17 protein-coding genes are annotated in these 23,692 nt (G+C 61.6%); 6 read left to right on the plus strand and 11 right to left on the minus strand.

The features are described 5' to 3' along the window. Positions 1 to 12: 12 nt before the first annotated feature. The 7 genes from R2855_07195 to R2855_07225 form a co-directional block, all read right to left on the minus strand. On the minus strand, positions 13 to 1,098 hold the full coding sequence (locus R2855_07195) for a sugar ABC transporter permease (protein MEZ4530803.1): 1,086 nt from the start codon (positions 1,096 to 1,098) through the stop codon (positions 13 to 15). A gap of 130 nt (positions 1,099 to 1,228) precedes the next feature. Further along, entirely contained in the window at positions 1,229 to 2,881 is a 1,653-nt protein-coding gene (locus R2855_07200; GenBank protein ID MEZ4530804.1) for a hypothetical protein, read from the minus strand. Between the two features lie 242 nt (positions 2,882 to 3,123). Next, entirely contained in the window at positions 3,124 to 4,248 is a 1,125-nt protein-coding gene (locus tag R2855_07205; protein MEZ4530805.1) for a mechanosensitive ion channel family protein, read from the minus strand. A 95-nt stretch (positions 4,249 to 4,343) separates the two neighbouring features. Next, positions 4,344 to 5,291, minus strand: a complete 948-nt coding sequence (locus R2855_07210) for an ABC transporter permease (protein ID MEZ4530806.1) — start codon at positions 5,289 to 5,291, stop codon at positions 4,344 to 4,346. Next, complete coding sequence (locus R2855_07215; GenBank protein ID MEZ4530807.1) at positions 5,291 to 6,244, minus strand: ABC transporter permease; 954 nt, start codon at positions 6,242 to 6,244, stop codon at positions 5,291 to 5,293. Before R2855_07215 ends, R2855_07210 begins: the two co-directional genes overlap by 1 nt. A gap of 250 nt (positions 6,245 to 6,494) precedes the next feature. Next, positions 6,495 to 8,117, minus strand: coding sequence for an ABC transporter substrate-binding protein (locus R2855_07220; protein ID MEZ4530808.1), 1,623 nt, complete (start codon positions 8,115 to 8,117; stop codon positions 6,495 to 6,497). A 295-nt stretch (positions 8,118 to 8,412) separates the two neighbouring features. Next, positions 8,413 to 10,038, minus strand: coding sequence for an ABC transporter substrate-binding protein (locus R2855_07225; GenBank protein MEZ4530809.1), 1,626 nt, complete (start codon positions 10,036 to 10,038; stop codon positions 8,413 to 8,415). Positions 10,039 to 10,187: 149 nt separating this feature from the next. On the opposite strand from R2855_07225, the gene R2855_07230 reads away from it, so the two are divergent. The 6 genes from R2855_07230 (at position 10,188) to R2855_07255 (ending at position 17,471) form a co-directional block, all read left to right on the plus strand. After that, entirely contained in the window at positions 10,188 to 11,648 is a 1,461-nt protein-coding gene (locus tag R2855_07230) for a chlorohydrolase family protein (GenBank protein ID MEZ4530810.1), read from the plus strand. A 161-nt stretch (positions 11,649 to 11,809) separates the two neighbouring features. After that, positions 11,810 to 12,271, plus strand: a complete 462-nt coding sequence (locus R2855_07235) for a MarR family transcriptional regulator (GenBank protein MEZ4530811.1) — start codon at positions 11,810 to 11,812, stop codon at positions 12,269 to 12,271. Between the two features lie 107 nt (positions 12,272 to 12,378). Next, complete coding sequence (locus tag R2855_07240) at positions 12,379 to 12,858, plus strand: EVE domain-containing protein (protein MEZ4530812.1); 480 nt, start codon at positions 12,379 to 12,381, stop codon at positions 12,856 to 12,858. A 163-nt stretch (positions 12,859 to 13,021) separates the two neighbouring features. Beyond that, positions 13,022 to 14,992 carry a hypothetical protein gene (locus tag R2855_07245; protein MEZ4530813.1) on the plus strand — a complete coding sequence of 657 codons (1,971 nt, stop codon included), beginning with the start codon at positions 13,022 to 13,024 and terminating at the stop codon, positions 14,990 to 14,992. An 83-nt stretch (positions 14,993 to 15,075) separates the two neighbouring features. Further along, positions 15,076 to 15,537, plus strand: coding sequence for an acyl-CoA thioesterase (locus R2855_07250; GenBank protein ID MEZ4530814.1), 462 nt, complete (start codon positions 15,076 to 15,078; stop codon positions 15,535 to 15,537). Continuing rightward, positions 15,534 to 17,471: a hypothetical protein gene (locus R2855_07255; GenBank protein ID MEZ4530815.1), complete on the plus strand. Its 1,938-nt coding sequence runs from the start codon at positions 15,534 to 15,536 to the stop codon at positions 17,469 to 17,471. The genes R2855_07250 and R2855_07255 overlap by 4 nt, the downstream gene beginning before the upstream one ends. Before the next feature lie 101 nt (positions 17,472 to 17,572). Here R2855_07255 and R2855_07260 read toward each other — a convergent pair whose 3' ends face one another. The 4 genes from R2855_07260 to R2855_07275 form a co-directional block, all read right to left on the minus strand. Further along, a complete protein-coding gene (locus R2855_07260; protein ID MEZ4530816.1) occupies positions 17,573 to 19,489 on the minus strand; it encodes a DEAD/DEAH box helicase in 1,917 nt (638 codons plus the stop codon). Positions 19,490 to 19,800: 311 nt separating this feature from the next. Next, complete coding sequence (locus R2855_07265; GenBank protein MEZ4530817.1) at positions 19,801 to 20,424, minus strand: hypothetical protein; 624 nt, start codon at positions 20,422 to 20,424, stop codon at positions 19,801 to 19,803. Between the two features lie 169 nt (positions 20,425 to 20,593). After that, on the minus strand, positions 20,594 to 23,026 hold the full coding sequence (locus R2855_07270) for a LuxR C-terminal-related transcriptional regulator (protein MEZ4530818.1): 2,433 nt from the start codon (positions 23,024 to 23,026) through the stop codon (positions 20,594 to 20,596). A 73-nt stretch (positions 23,027 to 23,099) separates the two neighbouring features. After that, positions 23,100 to 23,648, minus strand: coding sequence for a hypothetical protein (locus R2855_07275; GenBank protein ID MEZ4530819.1), 549 nt, complete (start codon positions 23,646 to 23,648; stop codon positions 23,100 to 23,102). Between the last annotated feature and the right edge of the window lie 44 nt (positions 23,649 to 23,692).

The raw sequence follows: 23,692 nt of genomic DNA on the forward strand, positions 1-23,692 counted from the left end.
CTCGCGCCTGGTTTAGGCGAACTTCGCCATCCACTTGTTGACCAGCCAGAGCAGCAAGGTCAGCAGAAGAATGATTGCGAAGAGATAGAAGGTGGACAATGCCGTGGCGTAACCGACATTTGTCCGCTCGATCCCCTCGCGATAGATGAACAGGGTCACGGTATCGGTGTAGTTTCCCGGACCGCCACCGGTCACGACCTTCACCACATCGAGCAATTTGAGCTCGAAGATCACGCGAAGGATGACCGCCGTTACGCTGACCGGCAGCATGAGCGGAAACGTCATGTCTCGAAAGGTCTGCCAACTCGACGAGCCATCGACGCGCGCCGCCTCGATCACCTCACGCGGCATCGCCTGCAGGCCCGCAAGCAGGAGCACCAGCATGAACGGGATGCTGTACCAGGCATCCATGATCATGATCATCAGGCGCGCGCTCCAGGCGCTTTCGAACAGCGGAAATCGGTCGATGCCGAGGGCGTCGAGCAGGAGAAGATAGGGACCATACTGGCTGTTCATGATCGTCTTGCCGATCATGAAGCTCACCGCGACGGGGCTCAGCATGAAGGGCAGCAGAAACACGACACGAAAGAATTTCCGCCCGCGAATATCCTGATTCAGCAAGAGCGCCAGTCCAAAGGCAATGACATACTGCGCGAGCACCGCCGCAACGTAGTACGCCATGTTGCGCATGGCGTTCCAGTAGCCGCTGTCGTGAAAGAGCTTGCGGAAGTTGCCAAGCCCATTGAAACTGCGATCACTGACCGCGCTCAGATTCCAGTCACTAAATGCAATAAAGAACGCGTAGATCGTGGGGAAGATGACGAACGCGATCGTGAGTAACGTGGCCGGGAGGAGAAAAACGGCCTGTTCTCCCTTCTGGCCACGGCTGAGAACCAACCCCACACAGAGCATGACCGACCAGAGGACGAACGCGTAGGCGACCGGCCGCCAATTGGACAGACCGCGATCCGTCCAGCCAACCTCATGAGCGATCTGCAGCGCAAGCGGAATGAGCGCGACGAGCGTCGCGATCCAGATCACCAGCTTGCCCAGTCGTTCGCGCTCTTTCGAGACACCGCCGACCGAATAGTCAGCCATCGCTGATTCGTGCACTCGTCATTTCCTGCAATGAAGTTGCTTGCGGGTCGGGGGAGGTCCAGCGGCCCATTCGCGCGTGCGCCCGACATGACGCCGGGCGCACTGCAAGAACAATCGATAGCGACGCAGCTCAGCCGATTGCGGACTGATAGAGCTGGATCTGGTTCTCGCGGCCGAGCTGATCCGTGAGATCCTCCCAGGCTGCTGCGGCCGCATCGAGCGCCTCCTGGGCGGTCTTCTGGCCGCTGTAGGCTTGCGCAAGCTCCGTCTCCGCCAGGCTGTAGTACTGGAAGATGCCGGGGATGCGCGGCTCGACCGCGCCATTGGGATGGTTGTACGAGTTCTGCTGCGAGTCGAGATAAGACTGCACGAACTCGATCGGCTGTCCGATCGACGCCCACTCATCGATGTTGAACTGGCTGTTGCGGTAGCACTGCATCCCGGATGGATAGAGGGCCATCCAAAGGGAGATGTCCTTGCCGCCGAGATGCGCCGCGGCGCTCCACGCAGCCTTGTTGTTGCCCGCCTCTTCGGTGCGCTTGGCAACATAGAGACCCCAGCCGATATATGCCTCGTTCGGCGAGAAGTTCGGCCCGCTGGAGAGCGTCTCCCACTCGCCGGTCGCATTGTTGTAGACGTCATCGGAACCAGGCAGGATGCTGAACATCACCTTGTCCTGCACCACGGAAACATCGTTGGTATAGACGTTCGATCCGACGTCACCCCACCAGTGCACATAGGCGCCGATTCCCGCCAGGAACTGCTCTTGCCAGGTGCGGTTGCCATCGGCGTTCACCTGGTCGGCGGGAGCGTACGGAAGGTTGTCGATGATGTCCTGCGCCGCTCGCACAAACGCTGGGCTGTTCACATACGGCTTCATGGTTGTCGGATCGAACAACCATGCCTTGGCGTCTGGATGCTTGGCGTAAGCCGTCGCGCGGCTGGCAAAGAAGTACCAACCGAACCCGCCCCATGGCGCGCATTCGTCCAGGATCCCATACGTATCCTGTCCCTCGAACTGTTTCCCACTGAGGAACTGGGACTGCTTCTGCACCTGCTGCCAGGTGGTCGGCACACCCCATTCGCCGTCTCCACCGCTTTCCGTGGTCCACTGGCTGGCGAGATCAGGATCGCCGAGGATATCGGAGCGATAGTTGAAGTTGTGGCAGTCACCGTCGATGGAGATGCGATAGGTGTCACCGTTCCAGGTGCCAACCGGCGCTTTGACGAGGTTGACGTAGTCATCGATTTCGATCTGCGTCTTGACCCAGTCGGGCATGACCGACGACCAGCCGCCACCCAGAATGTCACCTTCCCATGGCGCGCCGCCTTCGAGAATGTCCCAATCGACGGTGCCAGACGCGATACTCTGCTGCACCCGCGCGAACACTTCGCCCTGTGGAAGGTCGATCCATTCGATCTCCGCGCCGGTGTATTCCTCCCAGGCTGCCAACAGCGGCCGGAACACCAGGTTGTGCAGCCCAGCATTGTTGAGGCCCAGGAAGGTCAGCTTCTGTCCCTGGAATTCACCGGGCTGGACATTGGCCTTCGTAGCCTCGAGGCAAAGCTCGCCGACCTTCTGCATATCGGCATCGGTCGGCTGGGTGCCCGCTCCCGGGATCGCGATGATCTGCTGCCGAACACTATCCTGCGCAAGCGCGCGAGTGTACGACTTGCCGGCAACACCCCATGCGCACATGGCGGCCGCGGCGCCCGTGGCCGATTTGAGCACGGTTCGCCGGTTCACGCGAAGGGGAGAGTTCACAGTCTTGTCGTGTCGCATTCACGCCTCCTTGTGTCGATATTCGTGTCTCCGCCGTTGGAAACACAGTCGTGCCCGTTGACGACGGGCGATCTGCGCGATGACACTCGGGTGGTGCTGGCCAGGCACATCTTGTGCGAGGCGCTCATCTCACCCCGTTTGTGTTCATCCAGATGGGGATAGTGTTCCAGAGCCCGGGCGCAACGTCAAATGCCGCACGGCGAATCGGCTTCGTGCGCCGATGCTGGAATCCCGGTGTCGGACTATCGATGCATGCGGTCGGTGTCGCCACCCGGCTCCATGTCGTCCAGTTTGGATTCCACCGGACCGTGCGCAGGGGTAAGCGCTGGTTGCTGGAGTGCCTGGGTGCGATTGCGCACGATACTGTCGGGATGTTGCTGAATCAGGAACTCCGTCACCTTTTCGCGCACCAGCGACTGAAGCGCGAAGAGATTCTCCGGGTTCGCGGCGCTCACGCCGATCTGGAGTTGCATCGTCGCGCCGGTCATGTTGGAGATCAGCACGAAATTGCGCCGGCCGTCCCACAGATCGGTTCCTTCGAGAATCCGCGTCACCTCTTGCCGGATTTCGTCGACCGGGGTATCCCAATCGACATCCATGAAGACTGAGCCGCCGATCTGATTGCGATTGCGGGTCCAGTTCTCGAACGGCTGGCTGATGAAGAGGACCGAGGGCAGGATCAACACGCGGCCATCCCAGAGCCGCATTTCGACATGCGTGAGCGTGAGCTGGGTAATCGTCCCCGACTGCGTTCCCACAACCACTACATCGCCGACGCGGACGGTGTCGCTGAGCGCCAGCTGAATTCCTGCGAAGACGTTGGTGAGCGAAGTTTGCGCGGCAAGACCGGCAACGATGGAGATGAGCCCAGCCGACGCAACCAGCGTGGTGCCGAGCGACGCCACCGCTGGAAAGGTCAACAGCACCGCGACCACTCCGATCCCGATAATCGAAGCAACGATCAGCCGCCGAAGTAGCGTGATCTGGGTCCTGATGCGACGCCGGTCGATCGGGTCGCGCTCGCGTTTCTCGTCGTTCTTGAGAATCTGCTCTTCGACGACGTTCACCGCCGTGATGGCGAGCCAGACCAGGGACACGATCGTGCCGATCTTCAGTCCATGGTCGAAGGTGTCGACCCAGGTCCCGTCCAGATGCGCGATACGGGCGGAAACGACTTGCGCGGCAATGAGACCGACCAGGAATCGAAACGGCCGCCGAGCCCGGTCGGCCATCGAGGTCAGGGCTGGGTAGCGGTCACTGTACCGGCCGGCCAGCCACTGGAGCAGCGCGAACCCCAGGTACGCCGCCGCAATGACAGTGACCGCCGCGATCAGCGCCCGGAGAATGGTTTCGGCCGATGCGCTCATGTCACTCCGCACTGGTCACATCACGGTCGACCGTGATGCCCCAACGAACTCATTGGCGCCGAGAAACGTGTTGGCGGCATTGTGCCATGCGAAGATCAGGTGTTCCGCAGGCGTGGATCCAGCGCGTCGCGCAAACCATCGCCGAGCAGGTTGAACCCGAGCACGGTCAAGGCAATGGCTACTCCGGGCGCAATCGCGGGCCAGGCGGAGATTTGCAGATAGCCGTAGGAACCGCTGACCATCGAACCCCACGACGGTTCGGGCGCCTTGTTGCCGAGCCCGAGGAAGGCAAGCGCGGCTTCGGAAAGAATCGCCAGCGCAAAGGCGATCGATGCCTGGACGATCAGCGGCGCGGTGATATTCGGGAAGATGTGCCGCGTCAACATGCGCGGCGTGGACACACCGATCGATCTGGCAGCTTCCACATAAGCGGTGTTGCGCACGGTCAGGGTCGAGCCGCGCACGATGCGCACGAACGGCGGAATGTAGACCAACGAGATCGCCAGAATCGCGTTGGTGAGATTGTTGCCGAGCATGGTGATAACCGCGATGGCAAGCAACACGGCCGGGAACGCAAAAATGATGTCCGAAATCAGTGAAATGCCGCTGTCGGTCCAGCCACCGCGATAGCCGGCAATGATGCCGAAGATGATGCCGAATGTGGCGGCAATGCCGACCACGATGAACCCGACTTCGAAACTGATGCGCGCGCCGTAGAGCAATCGGCTGAAGACATCGCGGCCAAACTCATCGGTGCCGAGCAGGAACTCTCGGCTGGGCGGCTTGAGCCGCTCGCCGCTGAACTGCTCGGTCTTGCCATGCGGGGCGATATACGGTCCGATGAGCGCAATCAGAGCGAAGAACGCCACCAGGATGATGCCGGTCAGCGCAAGCCGCTGCCGGCTGACGACGCGCCAGATGCTGGCGCGTCGCGGCGGCCGGGTAAGCGACGCAGCCAGGGGAGAGAGCTCGCCAGCATCGGTGAGCGTGTCCGAACCGGTCGTGAATGTCCCTTCGACGAGACCGCCTGCGTCCTGATCCATCATGACCCCCTGCGCAGACGTGGATCCATCACCGCATAGAGGATGTCCACGAACAAACTGACGAGCACAAAGATTGTCGCCATCACCAAGGTCACACTCGTAACCACCGCGTAGTCACGGTTGTTGATGCCATCGACGATGTAGCTGCCAATGCCGGGTAGCGAGAAGATGCGCTCGATGATGACCGTTCCACCCAGCAGGGTTGCGATCTGAATGCCGGCCACGGTGATGATGGGGATCGATGCGTTGCGCAGCACATGGCGGCTGAGAACGGTGCGCTGCGAAAGCCCCTTCGCGCGCGCCACACGCACATGATCGGAGGTGAGCGCTTCGAGCACGGCGGAGCGCGTGTTGCGCATCAGAATCGCCGCCAGCGGCAACGCCAGGCTGATGGCAGGCATGATCATGACTTTCAGATTTTGAATGGGGTCTTCACGGAAGGGAATGAACCCGATTGGCGGTAACCATTTCAATTTCACTGAGAAGAGGAGCACCAATAACGTCGCGAGCAGGAAGTTCGGGACGGAAATGCCGATCAGCGTCGCGACCGTGGCGCCGTAGTCGAGCCGGGAGTTGCGACGGACCGCCGCAAGAACCCCCACCGCGACCGCCGGAATGGTGCCGAGGATACCGGCCAACAACGTGAGCTCGATGGTGACGGGCAGCCGCAAACGGAGCTCATAGGTCAGCGCGCGGCGGGTGCGGATCGAGGTGCCGAGATCGCCTTGCAGGACGCGGCCGATCCATTTGCCGTATTGCACCGGCAGCGGCTGGTCGATTCCATACTGCTGGCGGATGATCTCGCGTTGCTCGTCGGAAATCTGTTGATCGGTGCCGATCAGGATCTGGGTCGGATCACCGGGAATAGCATGGATCATCGCAAAGACGATGATCGAGACACCCAGGAGGAGCGGTATGAGCAACAGAAGTCGTCGGATGATGAAAGCGCCCATACGCGAACCTTTGACGAGTCCTGAGCCCGGAATCCGGAGGCCTGAGACAGTTTTGGGATCGTACACGAGGGCGTCCGCGCCCTCTCGGATCGTGATTGCAATTGTTCAGAACGTCCGCGCACTGCCGCGGTGTTCCGGTTGACGGCAGGAAAAGGATGTCCTGCGCGATGCCGGTTCAGGAGCCCGGGGCCCCAAGCGCGTTCGCCGCTCGGGACCCCTGGACTCCGGACTCTGAACCTGATCCCGTCGCCTACTGGTCGAGCCAGACGCGGACGATGGAGAGGTTCGAGCCGGTCGGGATGTGCTCGTAGCCCATGACGTAGGACTTCATCGCCTCGTACTGCTGACCGATGTACAAGCAGACCCACGGGAGCTCTTCCATCAGGAGCTCGGAGAGCTGCTGGTAGATCTCGGTGCGGGCGGCCTGGTCGGTAACAGCGATTCCCTGCGAAATCAGTTCGTCGGCCTGCGGGTTGGAATAGCCGACGAAGTTACCGCCTTCACCCGTGTAGAAATTGCCGAAGACGAGGCCGTTCGGATCGACGAAACCTGAGTCTCCGGTGACCGCCATATCGAAGTCCTTGTCGATGTAGACGGTCTGGCCCATGGAGCCGGTATCGAGCAAGTTGAGCTCGGCGTTGATGCCGATCTGCTTGAGTTGTTCCTGCACCACGACAGCGGTGTTCTTGAGGAAGCCGTATTCGGCCCAGCTGGTGATCGTGGTGTCGAACCCATCCGGGAAACCGGCTTCGGCCAGCAGGGCCTTGGCGCCTTCGATGTCCGGCGCGGGGATCTCGAGCTCGCCCAGACTCGGCCAGAAGGTCGCGGCGAAGATCTGCTCGGTCGGCGTGCCATATCCGGAAAGAGCAGCATCGATGATCGGGCCGCGGTCGATCGCCATGGAAATGGCCTTGCGCACCTGCGGATTGGTGAACGGCTCGCGGGTGAGATTGAAGCCGATCATGCGAATCTGCTGAATCGAATTGCCTGCCAGCTGGATGCTGGAGTCCGACTCGAGAATGGGAATATCCTGCGAAGGAGCGTACTCGATGAAATCGACCGTGCCCTGAATGAGCGCCGCGGTGCGCGAGTTGTCCTCAGCGGCGATCAGCATCTCCAGTGCATCCAGGTACGGCACGCCCGCCTCGAAGTAGTCGGTGTTCTTCTCGAGCTTGATGTGCGTGTTCGGCACGTACTCGACGAACTTGAACGGTCCGGAGCCAATGGCCACCTGCGAGAGATCGCCATGCTCCTCGATGACTTCCTTCGGAATGATGATGCACGACTGGCCGGAAATCATCGCCAGGAAGGACGCATCCGGCTGCTTGAGGGTGATAACGACCGTGCTGTCATCCGGCGCCTCGATAGACGCCATGGATGCCAGGTCCGCCGCCGATGGGGAGGCCGTTTCCGGGGCGATCAGGCGGTTGAAGCTGAAAACCACATCCTCGGCGACCACTGGTCGACCGTTGTGGAAATTGGCTGGATGCAGCTTGAAGGTATAGGTGAGGCCATCCTCGGAAATGTCCACCGACTCTGCGAGCTCGAGCGCGACCGAGAGATCCGGATTGACCTTGGTGAGGCGGTTGTAGATGAACTCGACCACGTGCCAGGTCGCCGTGAGGGACTGGAGCTGCGGATCGAGCGTGCCTGGGTCGGACTGCATGCCCATGCGCAGCGTCCCGCCCATGACGACATCGGCCGGCGGGGTTGCATCCTGCGCAAGGGCAGTGCCGAAACGGGCTACGCCAGGAACCGTGGCAGCTGCGGCGGCGCCGGCCAGACCGGCGGAACGCAGCATGAAGCTGCGGCGGTTCAGATCGCCCGTGATGAACGAGCGAAACGTCTCTTCGAAGTGATCTTTCTGAGCCAACTCGAACTCCTTACAAAACAGTCGAAGACGAATGCCAGCCTATCCCGCGCGTTCGGTTGCGCCGCCCCTTATGACAAGCACGCGGACTTCGGCAACAGTTTCCGGAGTATAGAGCATTTGCTCGCCCGCACTTTGCTCGACGGTCCGCATCTTGAGGTCGCGATGTCGCGATGTCGCGCCTAACCTCCAGGAACTGGCGGAACAAAGCCGGGAAAACGCGGCGCTACACGCGCCAGGGGCCCGAGCGGATGCACCGCTTCGGGCCCCCGAACATAGAAACCAGAAAGGTCGACGCCTACTGGTCGAGCCAGACCTGCCGGACAGAGATGTTCGAACCAGTCGGGATGTGCTCGTAGCCCATCACATAGGTCTTCATCGCCTCGTATTGCTGGCCGATGAAGAGACAAACCCAGGGGAGATCGACCAACAGTTTCTCGGAGATCGTCTGGTAGATCTCGGTACGGGCAGCAAGATCGGTGGTCGCGATGCCGTCGTCGATCAGCTGGTCCATCTCGGGATCGGAGTATTGGCTGAAGTTTCCGCCCTCCCCGGTCTTGAAATTGCGATAGATCAGGCTGTTTGGATCGACGTAGGTGCTGTCGCCCGTCACGACCACGTCGAAGTCGAAGTCTGTGTAGACCGTCTGCAGCATGGAACCGGTATCGAGCAGGTTGAGCTCGGCTTCGATACCGATCTGCTTGAGCTGCTCCTGCACCACGACAGCGGCGTTTTTCAGGAAGCCATATTCCGCCCAGCCGGTGAGCGTCGTCTTGATCCCGTCAGGGAACCCAGCCTCGGCCAAGAGCGCTTTGGCGCCTTCGATGTCGGGCGCGGGAATCTCGCGCTCGCCCAGACTGGCCCAGAAGTCAGCGGCAAAGATCTGCTCGGTCGGCGTGCCGTATCCCGAGAGGGCTGCGTCGATGATCGGGCCGCGGTCGACCGCCATGGAGATGGCCTTGCGCACCTGCGGGTTGTCGAACGGCTCGCGGGTGAGATTGAACGCGATCATCCGGATCTGCTGGATGGAGTTGCCAGCCAGCTTGATGCTGGAGTCCGCCTCCAGGATTGGAATATCCTGCGACGGCACATACTCGATGAAATCGACCGTTCCCTGAATCAGCGCCGCAGTGCGCGAATTGTCCTCGGCGGCGATCAACATCTCCACGGCGTCGAGATACGGCAAACCGGATTCGAAGTAGTCCGGGTTTTTCTCGAGCTTGATGTGCGTGTTCGGCACGTACTCGACGAACTTGAACGGTCCGGAGCCGACCGCGACCTGCATTAGGTCGCCATGCTCCTCGACGACTTCCTTCGGGATGATGATGCATCCCATACCGGAAAGCTCGACCAGGAAGGCCGCGTTCGGCTGGGTCAGCGTGATCACGACCGTTTCGTCATCCGGGGCTTCGATGGATTGCATGGAAACCAGCGAGCCAGCCGTCGGCGACGCGGTGGCGGGATCCACCAGCCGCTCGAAGCTGTACTTCACATCCGCGGCCACGACCGCGCGCCCATTGTGGAAGGTAGCGGGATTCAGCTTGAAGGTATAGGTCAACCCGTCCTCGGAAATCTCCCAGGACTTGGCCAGGTCTGGCCGGACCGTGAGATCGGGATTCACCTGGGTCAGGAAGCTGTAGATCAGCTCGGTCGCTTTCCACAATGCCGTCGCGGAGTTGAGCTGCGGATCGAGCCCACCCGGATCGGATTGCATACCCATGCGGAGCGTTCCGCCCGGCTTGACATCTGCTGGATCGCCCGGAGTGGCATCCTGCGCGTAGGCGGAGCCGACGAGACCGGTTCCGGTGGAGGTAACTGCCGCCGCAGCGCCAGCAAGACCGGCAGTCCGAATCATCAGATTTCGGCGGGACAGGTCTCCCTTGAGAAATGAACGAAACATTGCTTCGAACTGATCGTTGCTCACCCAGGCTCCCTACGCGACGATACGAATCTATCGTGCCGTCCCCCAGCACCGATCTGTGATGACCACAAAAAGGGCACGGACGATTCACGATCTGCCAGTATAGCCTGACACATCGACTGAAAATCCATTTCAGCCAGGAGATTCGATACGTGACGCGAACGAGCATTTCCGGACGATGGGTGGTAGGCAGCGATGGTGCATCGCACCGGCTGATCGAGAACGGATCTGTCGTCTTCTCGGACAACCACATCGAGTTCGTGGGTCGCGATTTTCCAGGTGACGTGGATCGGGAGATCGATGCCGGTGACACGCTGATCGCGCCGGGATTTGTCGATCTGGACGCCTTGTTCGACCTGGACACGACCGTACTGGGGTTCGACAACCAACCCGGCTGGAAGAAGGGCCGCATCTGGGCGGACGACTACGTCGCTTCTGGTCCGACCGAAGCCTATTCCTTTGAAGAGGAAGCGTTTCAGCATCGCTACGCGATGGCGCAGCTTCTGCTTGGGGGAGTCACCACCGCTCTCCCCATTCGCTCGCTGCTCTATCGGGAGTGGGCCGAGTCGTACGCAGAGAACGCGCAGGCCGCGGAGGACGCCGCGGCACTGGGGCTTCGGGTCTACCTGGGTCCGTCCTATCGCACCGGATACGGCACGGTCGATGGGTCAGGAAGGCTCGGCATTCACTGGGAGCTCGAGCGCGGTTACCGGGGAATCGAGGACGCGATTCGGTTCGTGCGCGATTTCGACGGTGCGCACGATGGTCTGGTGCGCGGGTTTCTGCAACCGGACCGGATCGAGTACTGCACCGAGGAGCTCCTGATCCGCACGCGGGACGCGGGCGACGAACTGGGATGTCCCGTGCGCTTGCACTGCTGCCAGGGAACGGTCGAGCTCCAGACCATGCAGGAACGCTGGGGGCGTTCATCGTTGACAGTGCTGCACGATCTCGATTTTCTCAGCGCACGGACGATCCTGCCGCATGGCGTATTTCTGGGCGGAATCGACCCAACGCCGGAGCAGATCGAACGAGAGATCGGGTGGTTGGTCGAATCGGGCGCCTCGATCGTGCATTGCCCGCTGGTGATGGCGCGGCACGCCGATGTGATGCGCTCGTTTCCCTCCATGCGGCAGGCCGGAGTGCGCATCGGGATGGGAACGGACACCTGGCCGCCGGATTTCTGGCTCAATCTGCACGTTGGCATCCTGACCGCGCGCATCGCGGATGGCTCGATGGAGGCCAACTGCGCGGACTACTTCACGGCAGCGACGATCGGCGGGGCCGATGCCTTGGGCCGTCCGGACCTGGGTCGCCTCATGCCGGGCGCGCTCGCGGACATCGTGGTGTGGGACCTCTCAGGGCCGCATCTGGGGCAACTGCCCGATCCGATCCAAAGACTCGTGCTCGGCGGGAGCCGCCGGGATGCCCGCATGGTCATCGTGGATGGACGAGTGGTGGTCGAGAACGGTCGACTGCCTGGGGTGGACCTGGAGGCATGGGAGGCCAGGGCGCGCTCGCAATTCCGCACGGTGATGGAGCATGCGGTTGCGCGTTCGATCGGGCATCCGCCTGTCGAGCAGCTCTACCTGCCCACGTTTCCCCTCGCCTGAGCGCACAGGCCAAGGATGCCGATTCCGATTGTCAGCCGGTAGCTCGATACGTTACCCGCAAAGCGCGCGCCGCAAAATCGAGAAAGTATTATCAGCAAGGTATACTATGAAAATACCGATGCCAGTGCGCAACCTGCGTTTCGAGAAAGGGTCACCCGACCATGAACGACCGTGTCGATGATTCGCAATTGATTTTTTCGACGTATTTGCATTACCGGAGATGGATTTCACAACTCGTCCCTTCGCTCATTCCGGATGTCGAAGTCAGTTTTCAGCAGCTCAATGTGCTCTATCTGGTCCGCACCCTCAACGCCTCGATGGCAGAGATCTCCCGTGTCCTGGGGGTCGCGCCAACCGTCATCACCGGGCTGGTCGACCGGTTGGAATCGCGCGGGCTCATCCGGCGTGAGGCGCATCCGTCCGACCGCCGTCGTATCCAACTCGTGCTGACCGAGCGTGGGATGGAAATCAGCACCCATGTCGAGAAAGAACTCGTCTCCCGCATGAAAAACGAGGTTGCAAAACTCGACCCTGCGGCACAGCAGCAAATGCGAGTGGGCCTGGAAATCTTCGAACAAGTCACCTTGGGTCTGAATGCGAGTCTCGAGCAGAGCGAGGATTAGCGATCGATTCGTACTCACTGCATCGTTCGGGCGGCGCTGGACCCGATTCCCCATAATGGAATCAGTCCAAACGCATGATTTCTTCGCCACTCGACAGGAGGACGACGATGACAACTCTGAACGGTTTGCTTCCGGCGCTCACCGGCAACGAAAACGTCTGGCTCTTCCAATCGAATGTTCCGCAGTTCAGCATCGCCAAGACGGTCGACGCGCTCGAAATCGGCGATGTCGGCATTTGGTATGTGCGCGAGCATGTCGACGAGCTGCGTGGCGGCGATCTGGTGTTGCTCTGGGAAGAGGGCGAGAACGCCGGACTCTACGCGCTCGGCACGCTGGTTGGCGCGCCATATGAGGGCGAACCGCTGGAAGAGGGTGGAGCGCCAGCAAAATGGATACGTTGGCGACTGGACGCAACCTTGAATCCGCCCATCACCAAAGCTGAGCTACGCGAGCACGACGTGCTGAAGGGGCTGAAGCACTTCGACCGCAAGGATGCGACCAATCTGCCGGTCGACACGGAGCAGTGGACAGCGTTGAAGTCCATGCTCGATACCCCATCTGGCTTCGAACCGGTACTGGGCTCGTAAATCGGGATAACTGGACCTGCGTCCGGACAGTGTCGACCAACTTGACGATGGTTCCGAATCGACCGCTCCACCCCGCAAACGGGCGCCGTTTCCCTGCAAGAAGAATAATGGGTATTCCGGCATAATCGGGAGCATGGCATCAACATTCGGTCGAGCTTGCGGCGTGTTCGGGTACTCAGTGGGCTATCGACGTCTGCTGGGTGCTGCTGGTGTGCTCTGCCTGCTCTTCGCGCTTGCCGGAACGTCTATCGAGGCCCCGGGCGTCGCCGCGCAGGAGACAGCCATATCGGCAGAACAACAACTGGCCGATCTCTACGCGCCGGTCGTGATGATCAAGGAACAACTCCAGGAATGCAGCACCAACGGCGAGCAGTTCCGGCCTGTGGTAGTAGACATCATTTTCGGGACCGACGATGTCCGCCTGATGCGCCGGGGAGCGCATGGCAAACCGGACGAAGAGATCAAGCGCGGCATCCAGGCGAGCGATCTCTTTGGGCTCGATGATCGGCACTACATCGATCTCCCGTTCGATCCGCGAAACCCTGGGTGCAGCTACGAGAAGTGGGGCAAGAAACGCATGGCGGAGCTTGGCATCACGCCGAGCATCTATGCCTTTGTCCTCACCGAACCGGGAAAGCCCGGCATTGTCGTCCAGTACTGGTACTACTGGATCTACAACCTGTTCAACGATGTGCATGAATCGGACTGGGAAGGCGTTCAGGTCTACTTCGCCGACGCCACCAGTGTGCAGGACATCCTCGAGAAGCAGCCGCTGCCGACCACTATCGGTTTCGCGCAGCACGCCGGCGGAGAGTTGGGGCATGTCGGCCAGGACAAGGTCGAAATGCGGGGCACCCACGTGGTCGCGCATCCCTCATCCGGTTCCCACGCGGACTACTACGCCGAAGCGGTTTGGCTTGGTTGGGGAGAAGATGGCTCGGGCTTTGGCTGCGACCACGCCGATGCGCCAGAAGTCGAGATCCCCGTCCATGTTGTGCTCTTGCCCAACGAGGTGAGCGAGGCGACGAGTGAATTCGCCTGGCTGACGTTCGCCGGAGACTGGGGCGAGGTGGAGGTTCCCGGACTCTTCTCCGGTCCCAAAGGCCCGATGCAGCACTCCCGCTGGCATTCGCCAATCAGCTGGTTGAGCGAGATCCGCCAAAACTCGCTCGCGGTTCCGGTGCATCCGACGATCGGCCCGGGAATCTCGCAAGTCTTCTGCGGAGCGGCCGAGCTTGGCTCACGCGTGGTGCGCGTCTTTGGAATCGATCAGAAGCTCATCACCGGGCTCATCGTGGCAGCGATCGTGGGGCTCTTGGCGTTTACTCTGGTTGCCTGGCGATACACCTGGGAAGCCATCAGGATGTACGTCCGGCACGGGTACTTCTTCATCACCGTAGGCGTGTTGGCATTTCCCATTGCCGCGATGGGGCAGCGCCTCGAGGCATGGGTGCAAGACCAGTCGGAATCGGCGCTGCTGACCAGACTACCCGAATCGACCTATCTTCGGACGCTTTGGGAGTTCGTGGCCGGCGCCGCAACTGGCACGGTTCAGGAGGTGCTGCTCAGCGCGGTTATCGGACCGATTGTCACGATCGGCGCGTATCTGATCTATTGCGCGGAGGCAGGCCGTCCAGCCGGCGCCTGGCATTCGGATTTCCGCATCTATCCCCGGGTCGCGGCATCACGCGTGCTCTACGCGGTGCTGATCGAACTCATGATCCTGTCGGTCGTTCTGCTCCCGCTCGCGGTGTACAAGGGCGTGCAATGGTTTTTCGCGCCGCAGGCTGTGGTGGCCGACGATGCCACGGTGCGTGGCTCGCTCGACATGAGCAAGGGACGAGTCGAAGGACACTGGATTCATTCGGCGGCCATGGTGGTTGCGGTAACGGCCCTGATCGGATTGCCGGCGCCGTTGATCGGCACAGCGCTGCTGATGGTTGGCGGTGTCGAGCTCCCGGTTGCGCAATGGATCTCGGCAGTGCTCTTCTGCGTGCTCTACCCAATCGGATCGATTGCGGCAACGCTCTTCTACCTGCGCCGGTCGATCGCTCCCGGGCGGGTTGCCCCGTACCTTCCAGACCAAGCCAGCGCCGCAGCCCCGACCGTGCCCCAGCTTGCCTCCAGTGGGTAGGGATCCCCTGGACATCGATAACGCCAGCCAGCGGCGGTTTCCGGTATGATCGCAACCTCGATCGTGTGACACGTGAGGGATACATGGACGGGCGACCGGCATCGGAAAGTGAGATCGTGCTGCGGCAGCTCATGCTTCCGGAGCACGCCAACCCGTTCGGAAACGTGCACGGGGCGTGGGTGTTCAAACTAATGGATGAAGCAGCCGGCACCGCCGCGATGCGTCATTGCCGTGCCCGCGTCGTAACCAGACTGATCGACCAAATGACCTTCGATGCGCCGGTCCATGTGGGCGATCTGGTGCATGTCTCTGCCCGGATCACGTGGACCGGGCGCACGAGTTTGGAAGTCGCGACGACAGTGGTAGCCGAGCAACCACTTTCGGGTGCAACTCGCAAGGCGAACTCGGCGTACCTGGTCTTTGTGGCCCTGGATGGCAACGGTTCGCCGCTGCCGGTCCCGCAGCTGCTGCTCGAGACTCCTGAAGATCATGCGAATTGGGTGGCAGCTGAGGCGCGCCGAGCCCATCGGCTGTCACGCGCGTGAAACTGACCGCCCCAGTGCGCAGCGCGTTCGCGATGGTGGCGCTTGCGCTGGTCGTCCTGCCGGCAGTCGCCGGAGCGCAAGGTTCGACGATCTCGCTGGAACAGCAACTGGTCGATCTCTACGCTCCGATCGTGATGGTCAGATCGCATGCGAAGGAGTGCTCAGACGACGGCGAGCAGTATCGGCCGGTAGTCGTCGATATCCTCTTCGGCACCGACGATGTGCGTCTGATGCAGCGCGGCGCTGGCGGAAAATCGACCGATGCCGAGATCGAGCGCAACATTGGCGCGGCCGATCTGGCGGGCCTCGACGCCAGCTACTACCTCGATCTCCCGGGCAATCCCCGCGACCCCGAATGCACGTACGAGCAATGGGGCAAGACGCGTATGGCCGAGCTCGGCCTGGAGCCGAGCATCTACGGGCGCGTGACGTCGGAGCCGGGGCAACGCGGTATCGTCGTTCAGTACTGGTTCTACTGGGTGTTCAACTTCTTCAACAACACCCACGAATCGGACTGGGAAGGCATCCAGCTCACCTTCGATGCCGACAGCATCGAAGAGATCCTCGAGCAACAACTCATGCCGAGAGCCATCGCGTTTGCGCAGCACGATGGCGGGGAGCAGGCAGACCCGGACGACGACAAGGTCGAGTGGCAGGGCACACATATCGTTGCTCACCCATCGTCGGGATCGCACGCCGACTACTACGAGTCGGCGGTCTGGCTCGGCTGGGGAGAAAACGGTTCCGGGTTCGGTTGCGACTATTCCGACGAACCGAGCGAGGAACTGCCGGTCGACGTCGTGCTGATCCCCGCCGAGATCGATCCCACCGGACCATTCGCATGGCTGACCTATCAGGGCCTCTGGGGAGACCGGCAGGAGCCGAGCATGTTTGCCGGGCCAACTGGCCCCAACATGAAACCACGGTGGGATGCCCCAATCACCTGGGGCAATGACATCCGCGGAAGCAGTCTTCCGGTACCGATCAAGTCCACCATCGGTCCGGGGATATCGGAGGTATTCTGTGGCGCGGCCGAGTTCGGGTCGACACTGGTGCGAGTCTTTCCCATCGATCCAAAGGTGGTGATGGGCGTCATCGTCGTGCTGTTCGGCGGATTCCTGGTGCTGGCGGCAATGGCCTGGCGTTGGCTGGCGCGCGCGGTGCGGCTCTATGGCAAACATGGGTATTTCTTTGTCACCACCGGGGTGCTGGCGTTCCCGCTGGCCGTAGTGGGACAGCGGTTCGAGGACTACTTGCAGGGTTCCGTGTTCGACTGGATCGACGCGCGCCTGCCGGACGAAGCGGACATCGGCGGAGTGATCCAGTACCTCCTGCATGCCGGGCTCGGTGGGACTCAGGAGATTCTGCTGGCATGCATTGTGGGTCCGGCGGTGATCGTTGCCACGCTGCACGTAGTGGGCAACCAGCCGATTCCGCTTGCTGCAGCCTGGCGGCAAGGGGCGCATCTCTTTCCCCGCGTGCTGGGGGCCAACTTCCTGATCGCGCTCATGCTGCTGGTCATGTCACTGTCGATCGTGCTGATTCCATTCGCGATCTACAAGAGCGTGCAATGGAATTTCGCTACGCAGTCGGTGGTCGTCGACGGAGCAACCTGGAGAAGCGCGCGTCATGTGAGCGCAGCGCGTATGAACGGTCACTGGATCCGGGCATTGGCAATCGGGGCTGCATTCGCCGCAGTTACCAGTCTGCCCGGTGTACTGCTGGGGACGTCACTCTTGATCCTGCATGTCGTCGACCTCGAACTGGCGCAGTGGATCTCGGCCGCGGTCTATTGCGTGTTCTATCCGATCGCGTTCATCATGATGACGTTGTTCTATCTCCACTGCTCTGTAGCGCCGGGACTGGTCGAACCATACGCGGTCGAGCGCGGGCAACCTGCCGGATCGGTTGCTCCGGGCGTGTTGCCAGCATAGACTGGACGAACTCTCCAGCTCCTCCGCGCAACCCGTTCGCAACCGAAGAAAACATGGCTCCGGCGAATACCGGAGCCATGGCGACCTGGTTGGTTGCGAGTCTACGCGGACTGCGCCTGGCGAGATTCCTGCGATTGGCGGCCGCGATTCGATCGGCTACGGCCGGCGCTTTCGGGGCGCATGGCGTTGTAGCAATCGCGGCAGTAGACCGGGCGGCCCGAATCGGGCTTGAACGGCACCGACGTGGCGACACCGCAGGCCGCGCATTCGATATCGAATCGCTGGTTGGAGTCGCTACCGGCAGGGGCGACACGGCGATTGTTCTGGGAGCGGCCGGAGCCGTTGCCCTGACCATTGGACTCAGTTCGCGATGAGCGCTGCGACGTTGGCTCGCGGCGCGGCCGATCCTGCGCGCTGGGCGACTCGTGAACCGAACGGTTGGAATAGAGCACCGGCGCGATCGGGCGAATGCCATTGCGCGACTGGCGGCGACGATCCCGCTCGGCGCGAGAGTCGTAGTCCCAGCGATTGCCATCGACCTCGACTTCGACAGTCACTGGATCCTTGCGGTTGCCGTTCGGCTCCGGACGGTTGCGGCGAGATCGCTGCCCGTCCTCCCGACGGTTGCCATGCGCGGCCGCCGGTTGGCTGGGACGAACACTGTCACCAGCTACCGAGAAGGGAAGCGGATTGCCGTCCCACGTAGCGGCTTTTGGCTCGGTGCGTGCCGGGCGCGGAGCGCGCCGACGCCCCTCGCCATGCGCGACGATGGCATGATCGTGGCTGGCCGGCTTATGCGGCGGTTGGTGGTGCTCCGCCATCTCGGTTGGGATCGCCTCGCCGGTATCAGCCAGCGCGTCGATCGCGCCCGGCCAGGGTTTGCGGTCGATTTTGCGCCCCAGACCTCGCTCCAACTGACGCCACTTGGCGCCGTCTTCCTTGCTGAGCAAGGTAATCGCTTGTCCCTGACGTCCCATGCGGCCGGTGCGGCCAACACGGTGCGTCAGCAACTGGGGCGATTCCGGCAACTCCATGTTGATGACCTGCTCGACATGTGAGATATCGAGCCCACGGGCGGCTACGTTGGTGGCCAACAGGATGCGGACACGTCCATTACGGAAGTTGTCCATCACCTCGTCTCGCGCGTTCTGGGAGAGATTGCCCTGCAGCGCGGCAACCGGATAACCGGCGGCCTGCAGCTGACGCGCGAGCTTCTTGACCCCATGCTTGGTGCGGCCAAAGACGATGATCGAGCCTTCTCCCTGCTGATCGAGCAGTTCCTTCAGCACAGCCATCTTGTCGTCATTGGGAACGTCATAGGCGGTGTGCGGCACTGGAGCGATATTCTCCGGGCCGGGATCGACGGTCACTTCGATGGGATCGTTCAGATGCCGGTCGGCCGTCTTGCGCACCCATTCCGGCACGGTGGCGGAGAAGAGCGCAGTCTGCCGAGCCGATGTGGTGCGGCCAAGAATCCGCTCGACATCGGGCGCAAAACCACGGTCGAGCATTTCGTCGGCTTCATCGAGCACAAGGTAGCGCACCTTGTCGAGCCAGAGCGCGCCCTGGTTCAGCATGTCCAGCACACGGCCCGGGGTACCGACGATCACGTGCGCGCCCTGGCGCAACATCATGCGTTGCGGCCCGGCCGCGCGGCCACCGAAAAGCAGACCGACCGTGATGCCGCGGCCATCGCTCAACTTCTCGAAAACCTCGGCCACCTGGGTGGCGAGTTCTCGCGTCGGGGTCAGCACCAGCACCTGCACGGCCTTGATCGATGGATCGACCAGTTCGAGCGCGGGAATACCAAAAGCGAGCGTCTTGCCAGATCCGGTGCGGGCCTGGCCAATGACATCATGTCCATCGAGAAGTGCGGGAACGGCTTGCGCCTGGATCGGGGTCGGGGTTTCGATGCCCATCTTTTCCAGGGCACGAAGCGTTTGTGGGCCGATACGGTAGGAGGCGAACGAAGGCGCAGCCTCGATCACCACCGGATCGGCGAATTGGGTAGAAGTCAACTGGTTCTGTTCCTTTGGGCGTGCAGCGCAAAACAAGGCATGACAAAATCGTGAGCCAGTCAGTACGGCTCGACGATCCCGGCGCTGCATACGTTTCGGGAATCAATGGCGTACTGTCGCGCGAAGAACTTCGCGCTCCTGGGGATGACTGAGCCGGTCCGACTCGATACGGGAGCCGCGCGGCAATTCAGCCGAAAGCCGAGAAACACCGTTTCTCAAGCCATTGTGAAGTATGTAACAGACCCCGGAATATGTCAAAAGCGAAGAAGTGGGCAGATATCGCCCACTTCTCCGCGGCTGTTCGAGCCGACCTACTCATCGAGGAACACAGCCTTTCCTGTTCGCACGGGAGGCTTCGCGGCAATGGGGTTCCCCTGATCGTCGATGAAGGTGGTGAACTGCTCGTCGGTCTTGACGAGCCGTGCTTCGATCAACACGGTGGGGCCGTCGCTGAGATTCCACCCGGTATGCGATGTTGGCGCGGCGAAATGATCGAACGCAACACAATCTCTCGGCTCGAGCACGATGTCCGTTCCCGGCAAGAGCTGTTGCTGAACGATGTCGGAATCGGCCAGCAGCGGGTCGGCCGCGGGGGGTTTGGGTGCGAGCGCGAAGCGAGTCACCATCGCCGAGCCATGTTGCAGCGCAAAGCCGAGCGCGCCGGACTGCACGCAGACGACGATGGCGGTCGGATGAACGTGACTCGTGACGTAGGCGCCCGGTTCGAACACCGATTCTGCAAGCTGCAACCGGTATCCCGGAGCAACCGATGTATCGATGGCCGCCAATAGCGCGCCCTGGAATCCTACCGAACCGGGCGCGGCATCCGGCGGAGGGGGACCGCCCTGCGCAAGGACAGCGAAATTGGTTAGCACGAGCATTGCAAGGATAGGAACGACGAGCAAGACGCTCTTCGAGCCTCGTAGCTGGCGCATTGGAACCTCCCTGGTGTATCGCGCGGTGATGGCCATGCGGGCCGTCTGGCCTCGCCTGGTTCCGTCAGGAACCGTGACGTCATCGTGCGTTCCGGGAGCTCGGTTGTCAGCGTCAGAACTGAGGATTTGCGCAGGAGTGGCGGTCTCCCCATTTCGGGTGAGATGCGCGTCAGAGCGGTTGATCGAACCCATGCCGGATTGCCCAGGCGGCCGCGGCAGTGCGGGAGCTGACCCCAAGTTTGGACAAGATGTTCCGTACATGGCTGATGGCCGTGGACTCACTGATCGAGAGTTCGGCGGCGATTTCGCGGTTGGACTTCCCTTGCGACAACAGGCGAATGACGTCGCCTTCGCGTTCGGTCAGGCCACCAAGCGGTCGCTCGCCGGCCGACGCCGCTGTGCCAATCGATGCAAGCAGATCCATCGCACCAGTAATCAAGCGATCGACTGTTGCTTGACGCCCACCTGCCCAGGCGGCCGCGAATCGATCTTCACCGAGTTGGGTGATGACCTGCGCGCGCAGGTGATCGGCGCGTTCCAAGACTATGGGAGATGCTTGCAGACTCGCAGATTGACCGAGTGCATCGAGTGACGAAAGCAGCGAAACTGCCGCTTCCATCTGCCCGGCAACAAACGCGAACTCGGCGATGCGGCTCATTGCATTGAACAGCAGTTCCTTGCTGCGCGTTTCTGGCCAAAGCCCGATAGCTTCTCTGAAGAGATTGGCTGCGCAATGCCGATTCCCCAGCTTGCTTTCGATGACTGCCAGCTCGATGAGCGCGCACGTGATGCCGAACAGAAACTCATCCTGCCGGAAGCAGGCTACCGCCTCCCGCATATGCTCACGCGCGCGAGAGAGATCACCGGTACGGCGATGCAAACTCGCGTACCCGAGCTGCACCCATCCCAAACTGGTCGGGCTCCGAGCCCGGGTCGAGTGGAACTCGGATGCTTCGAGAAGCGCGAGCTGTCTCCCGACATCGTCCGATGCAACGAGCGTAGATGCCAGAAGAAGCGATCTCCCCACTCCACGCTCATCTTCGATTGCGCGAAAGATATCGACCGCCTCAGCTGCTTTGGCAGCATCGGGACCTTCCAACAGGTCACGATCGAGAACGGTCAGCTTGGCGAGCGCGATGGCGCGTGCCCTGGGAGCCGATGCTCCCCCCATGAGCAGTCCCTTGTTCAGCCACACGCGCGCTTCTCTCCAGTGACTGCGATAGTGCCAAATCCCACTCAGGGCCGCGGCGAGCCGCAGAAGGGCCGGTCCGCTGCCCGACGCATCGAGCCACGCCAGTGCAACTCGCATGTTTGCGAGATCACGTTCGAGCCGATCCAGCGATTGCCGATGTCCATGGCCACCCCAGATCGAAACGTCTTCGCGTTCGGCGAGCTCGACGAAATACGCTGCGTGTCGATCCCTGATCGAGTTTGTGTCCGCCGCCGCGTCCAGCCGCAATGCCGCGAACTCCCGGATCGACTCCAGCATGGTGTAGCGGGAGACACCTTTGGCCTCCTGTGCTTCGAGGAAGCTCTTGTTGACCAGAGAGGCGATGCCGTCGATTGTCCCGGAACCGATACCTGCCACTGCCTCTGCGGCGTCGAGATCGAACCCACCGGCGAAGACAGACAGTTGTTGCAACAAGATCTGCTCCGAGGTGGTGAGGAGATCGAAACTCCACGCGATCGCCCGCTCGAGCGAGCGAAGGCGATCGGGTTGATCGTGTGGTCCGTCCATGAGCAATGGCAATCTGCCGCCCAGCCGTTCCAGGAGATCACCCGGTCCCATGTGAGACATGCGTGCGGCCGCCAACTCGATGGCGAGCGGGAGTCCTTCGAGGCGCGAGCAGAGAGCCGCAATCGCTGCGGCATTCGCTGGGTTCAGGGCGAAATCGGAACGCGCGGCTTGCGCGCGCTCCAGAAAGAGCTGGACAGATGGGACAGCGCGCAGGGCCGCGAGCGAACAGTCCGTTTCTGCTACCGGAAGGGGAAGCGGGCGGATGGCGACTTCATGCTCGCCGCTGACGCGCAAGCAAAATCGACTGGTGACCAATATGGTGAGCCAAGGGCAATGCGAGAGCCATCGCGCCAGCACGGGCGCCGCTTCGAGCAGGTGCTCGAAGTTGTCGAGGATCAGGAGGTAGGCACGGCTGGCAAGATAGGACTCGACCGCATCGGCGGGGTCTCCGGTCGTCTGGCCGAAACCGCCAATCGACTCGGCGACAACGGCAGCCAACCGGTCGGGATCGCGCTCATCCGCAAGGGGCACATACGCGACCCCATCTGTGAACTCCGCCTGCCACTCCTCTGCCACACGGAGGGCCAGACGTGTCTTCCCCACCCCGCCTGGTCCGGTCAGGGTCACCAACCGTACATCGGTTCGATTCAGCAGGGCGCCAACGATGGTGAGTTCCCTCGCACGCCCCACGAACGAGGTCAATGGCAAGGGCAGTCGAGGAATCGGAAAAGGCGCAAGTTCGTGAACGGGCGCCTCGAACGAACGCTGAATGGCTGGAGGCCGATGCAACACACGCATTTCCGTCACTTTTCGCTCGACATCCCTCATCTTGATATCCGGCTCTTGCGACTGCAGCTGTTTCACACCGGTGCGTTCGTGCAGTTCCGTTCCGCTCCCAATTCCTGGGAGCAGAACGGACGTTGACGCCGAGTTTCGATCAGGGAGCGACGGGTGTGCCTTCCGCGTTGATGAAGGTCGTGAACTGCTCGTCGGTCTTCACGAGCCGCGCTTCGATCAACACGGTTTCGCCATCACTGTTGTTCCAGCCGGTATGCGACGTGTGTTCGACGAAGTGATCGAAAGAAACACAATCGTTTGGCTGAAGCTCGATGTCATTTCCCGGCAAGAGTTGTTCGGTGGTCGTTGGCGTACCGGCCATGGCCGCTCGCGTCACCGTGCCCGAACCGTGTTGGAGGGCAAACCCGAGCGCGCCTGATTCCACGCAGACCACGATGGCCGTTGGATGGATGTGGCTCGTCACATAGGCCCCCGGTTCGAAGACCGACCGTGCCAATTGCAGTTGGAAACCTGGCGCAACCGAGGTATCGATCGCTGCGAGGATCGCCCCCTGGAACCCTACGGAGCCCGGTTCTGCATCGGGTGGTGGTTGCATGCTTCGGGCAAGCACTCCAACCCCCGACCCAATCAGTAATGCGAGCATCGGAATGACAAGAGCGGCCACCACAAGACGTCGTTTCGAACGCATATGAGACTCCCTGGCGCGAAACGCCCTGACTGCGTTCAGGGCAA

It is taken from the genome of Thermomicrobiales bacterium (assembly GCA_041390825.1).
Lineage (GTDB): Bacteria > Chloroflexota > Chloroflexia > Thermomicrobiales > UBA6265 > JAMLHN01.

What these genes read in the sequence shown, in the direction of transcription:
- R2855_07195 (MEZ4530803.1), bottom strand. Translation starts at nt 1,098, where the DNA reads ATGGCTGACTATTCGGTCGGCGGTGTCTCGAAAGAGCGCGAACGACTG.
- R2855_07200 (MEZ4530804.1), bottom strand. Translation starts at nt 2,881, where the DNA reads ATGCGACACGACAAGACTGTGAACTCTCCCCTTCGCGTGAACCGGCGA.
- R2855_07205 (MEZ4530805.1), bottom strand. Translation starts at nt 4,248, where the DNA reads ATGAGCGCATCGGCCGAAACCATTCTCCGGGCGCTGATCGCGGCGGTC.
- R2855_07210 (MEZ4530806.1), bottom strand. Translation starts at nt 5,291, where the DNA reads ATGGATCAGGACGCAGGCGGTCTCGTCGAAGGGACATTCACGACCGGT.
- R2855_07215 (MEZ4530807.1), bottom strand. Translation starts at nt 6,244, where the DNA reads ATGGGCGCTTTCATCATCCGACGACTTCTGTTGCTCATACCGCTCCTC.
- R2855_07235 (MEZ4530811.1), top strand. Translation starts at nt 11,810, where the DNA reads ATGAACGACCGTGTCGATGATTCGCAATTGATTTTTTCGACGTATTTG.
- R2855_07240 (MEZ4530812.1), top strand. Translation starts at nt 12,379, where the DNA reads ATGACAACTCTGAACGGTTTGCTTCCGGCGCTCACCGGCAACGAAAAC.
- R2855_07250 (MEZ4530814.1), top strand. Translation starts at nt 15,076, where the DNA reads ATGGACGGGCGACCGGCATCGGAAAGTGAGATCGTGCTGCGGCAGCTC.
- R2855_07265 (MEZ4530817.1), bottom strand. Translation starts at nt 20,424, where the DNA reads ATGCGCCAGCTACGAGGCTCGAAGAGCGTCTTGCTCGTCGTTCCTATC.
- R2855_07275 (MEZ4530819.1), bottom strand. Translation starts at nt 23,648, where the DNA reads ATGCGTTCGAAACGACGTCTTGTGGTGGCCGCTCTTGTCATTCCGATG.